The sequence below is a fragment of the Aquimarina ulvae genome, from assembly GCF_053613295.3.
Window position 1 is genome coordinate 1 of sequence record NZ_JBSIBP030000034.1, and the last position, 3,138, is coordinate 3,138.

The 3,138-nt window shown below is 30.6% G+C and carries 4 protein-coding genes; all 4 read right to left on the reverse strand.

The genetic code is table 11. The annotated features are described in order from the left end of the window. Positions 1 to 86: 86 nt before the first annotated feature. The 4 genes from ACWGOQ_RS23950 to ACWGOQ_RS23965 all read right to left on the reverse strand — a co-directional run bounded on the left by ACWGOQ_RS23950 (position 87) and on the right by ACWGOQ_RS23965 (position 3,040). A complete protein-coding gene (locus tag ACWGOQ_RS23950) occupies positions 87 to 824 on the reverse strand; it encodes a hypothetical protein (RefSeq protein WP_452060368.1) in 738 nt (245 codons plus the stop codon). A 72-nt stretch (positions 825 to 896) separates the two neighbouring features. Then, positions 897 to 1,490 carry a hypothetical protein gene (locus tag ACWGOQ_RS23955; protein WP_452060367.1) on the reverse strand — a complete coding sequence of 198 codons (594 nt, stop codon included), beginning with the start codon at positions 1,488 to 1,490 and terminating at the stop codon, positions 897 to 899. A gap of 112 nt (positions 1,491 to 1,602) precedes the next feature. Beyond that, a complete protein-coding gene (locus ACWGOQ_RS23960) occupies positions 1,603 to 2,328 on the reverse strand; it encodes a DUF6090 family protein (protein ID WP_452060366.1) in 726 nt (241 codons plus the stop codon). 208 nt (positions 2,329 to 2,536) lie between these two features. Further along, entirely contained in the window at positions 2,537 to 3,040 is a 504-nt protein-coding gene (locus ACWGOQ_RS23965) for a cysteine peptidase family C39 domain-containing protein (protein WP_458202890.1), read from the reverse strand. Positions 3,041 to 3,138: the final 98 nt, after the last annotated feature.

A 3,138-nucleotide genomic window follows, 5' to 3' on the forward strand; every position in this document is an offset into this window, starting at 1 on the left:
CGTAAAAAAAAACATTATGAGTTAATTATAAAATAAAATAGTATATTTAAGAAACTGGACTAGGGCTTTACATAGGACACGGTGTTCTACGCAGTTTTTTTCCATAAATTATTCAGCGACTTACTTACTTTACCTTTTATTTCGTAAAAATATGCTCTATTTCCTTTGATAATTACTTTTTTATTTCTTGGCATTCTTTCTTTGTCGATAGGAATTACAACATCTATTTCGTAATAGTCAGAATTTTTGTTTTCTGTTTTCTGTTCGATAAAATCTGTAAATCCGTAAGTGTAAATTCCGATTTTCTCAATGTCCTTTTTTGCTATTCTAAAAGTATTTGTTGAATCCAAATTCACTCTATTTTTTATTCGTGGTGCCCAAGCGCAACTTCCTTCTTTTAACCATTCTCTTGTTAAATGCTTGTATTTTCTTCTTTTATTAAAATACAGAGTTAATAATTCAAATTCAGTTTTTTGTTTTTCAATCAAGTTTTGGTTTTCGTAAAGTTCAACATAATGATTGACCTTAATTTCAATCGAGTCTTTAAGTCCGATTTGCTTTTCGGTTATATTCACAGTTGGATTTCGCCTTTGTAAATCTGGATTTAAAATAACTTCTCCATCTTTTAAAACCCATTTTCCTTCGTTGGTATAATTTTTAAAGGTTTGTGGGTAAACATAGTCAGTTGTTCGCAATCGAAAAGTTCCGTCCGCTATTAATTCTAATTCAGTTCCTCCAAATTCTCCATTAGCCAAAATCATATCTCCATATGTTCCGATAAATTCGGATTCTCTATTTTGAGCTTGAACATTGATTGTCAGCAAAAAGATTATTAATATGTAAAATGCTTTTCTCAAATGGTGTACAATGAAACATACAGCATGTTGTCTGCTGTTTTATTTTGGTTTTAAATATTCGATTAATTCCTCCTCATAGTGAAAATCACCTTGATTTTGAGTGAGTTTTATGAAATTTTTTACAGCAGGTGCATATAACCAGACTTCTGTTTCATTTGCGTTATATCCTCTAGAATTGGTAGTTTTTCCTGTGTATTTTATTGTGTAGGCCATAAATGTTCCCGCTTTTACTGTTTCTTCTTGGTATGATAGTACTTCTGCATTTTGACTTTGGTTTCCAGTAGTTCCATCTTGACTTGTCCATTTGTTTTCATATTTCCATTTTTTACCTACTTCAAGAGGCCAGTCGTACTTCGGTGTTTCGCTTACTTCGCGTTTAATGATTTCGGTTACGGGAATAGTATCTTTACCAACAGTCATACCTAAAGCCCCTTCAAAACTTACTATTTCTCTTGTATCTGTTCCATCCGAGCGCACTTCTCCTTCAGAAGTCACACCTTTATATTTCCAGACCCATTTCTCACCGAGTTGATAATCTGTTATAGTTGGCTGTTTGCTTGTATTGGATTTTGTTGAGTTATTACAAGCACTAAATAATACTAATGCAAGTAATAGTAAAATTTGATTTTTCATTTATATTTATATAGTTTGAACAATAGGACATGTAAGATTCAGATTTGTTACAATTATTATAGGTGAACTCCAAGCATAGGATTATATAAGTTTGAAGTTATCTTTGGTTATTCTATTCCAAAGATTGGTATTCATAATCTATTAGTTCAATTAACTCTGTAATTCTCTTTTTTAATAAAACTGATTGCCTTGTATAATAATTAAGTTGTCTAGACGAAATATAAATATCAGCTAATATTCGTTTGTCAGTAATTTTTATAGGTGAGCCAAAATCACCATATTTTATTTCATATGCATATTTATTTCTTAACTCTGTAGAACGATCCAACACATCTTCACCAATAGTTATGATATTTTGGACTTCCAACTCATAGATATTTTGAATATTATTAAATAGCTCACGATTGCTTATTATGTTTGATTTTCCTTCAGAAATCATTGAATTATAAGTTCCGATTTTTGGACGAAATTTTCTGTCTGTAAAGAAAATATATTCTAATTCAGATACTCCTTCCACTTTAGGAAGCTCACCAATTATTTCCTCGAATATCAAGTCAATAGTTGTGTCTTGAGACATTAATTGAGCAACTCGCCATTTATGATCATTAATTATTTGAGACAAGAATAATGTATCTTGTATTAAATCACTCTTTATTTCTTTTAGATAGACTTTCTCTATATCTCGTGTTTTTTTTAATTCATTCGAATTATTGATACTTAGCGCAATTAAAATTCCAATTACGACGAGTATAATTTCACCAATAGCATAAAGAAGATAATTAATGACCTTTTTATCCTTAATCATATTCTGTCTTATTTTTCTAAAGAATTTTGCCATTGGTTAATGTTTGATTTAAATGAAGTACAACGTTTAATATATGTGCCGTAGCAGGGCAAAATGTTACCTTCTTTTCGGTTTTTCTGCGCATTGATTGCTAACTTTTACTTTCTGCAAGCATTGCGCCTTACCAAAAATACAGAAACCATTTGATTCATCACTTAGCTGCTATGATCACATATATCGTATTGTCGATCGTTTTTTTACTTTAAAATTTTTTTGTTTTTTCTACAAGTAAAGCTATTCCTTCCGTAGCAGTAGCTATTTCACCTTTGAGCCAGCTGTTACAAAATTCTTTTTTAGAATATTCAATTTTTCCAAGTTGTGGATCAGCTACCCAAACCTTATTTTGTGATACTTTGTATACGACTATATAGTGATTATTGTTCCAATGCAATATTGCGGGTAAAGGAACTTCGTTTGACAATTGTTCGAAAGATATTTTTACTCCTAAGTTTTTTAAACCAATACTTTCCGCAGCCTCACTTAATCCAAGTAGAGAAGTACCAGAATCTGTCATTCCGGACAGTTTTTCCAATTCTTTTAAAGCAATATCTTTTCCATAATATTTAGAAACCATTTTTAGACAGACAGGTCCACATTGAATTGGTTTATCCTGAAGAATAATAGGGAATTCCTGACCTTTTACAGAGTCCGTGCATCCAAGTTGCACAATAATAATTGATATTAAAAGTAATAATCTAATTTTCATTCTCAAGTTATTTAATGTTCTTTAAGATACATAGTTTACACAAGTTAAAGATTAGGTGTTTACACTAAATTAGTTTCTAACCTTGTCGATTGTTGTTT

Excerpts from the sequence above, each read along its gene's own strand:
- ACWGOQ_RS23955 (WP_452060367.1), bottom strand. The coding sequence starts at position 1,490 with ATGAAAAATCAAATTTTACTATTACTTGCATTAGTATTATTTAGTGCT.
- ACWGOQ_RS23960 (WP_452060366.1), bottom strand. The coding sequence starts at position 2,328 with ATGGCAAAATTCTTTAGAAAAATAAGACAGAATATGATTAAGGATAAA.
- ACWGOQ_RS23965 (WP_458202890.1), bottom strand. The coding sequence starts at position 3,040 with ATGAAAATTAGATTATTACTTTTAATATCAATTATTATTGTGCAACTT.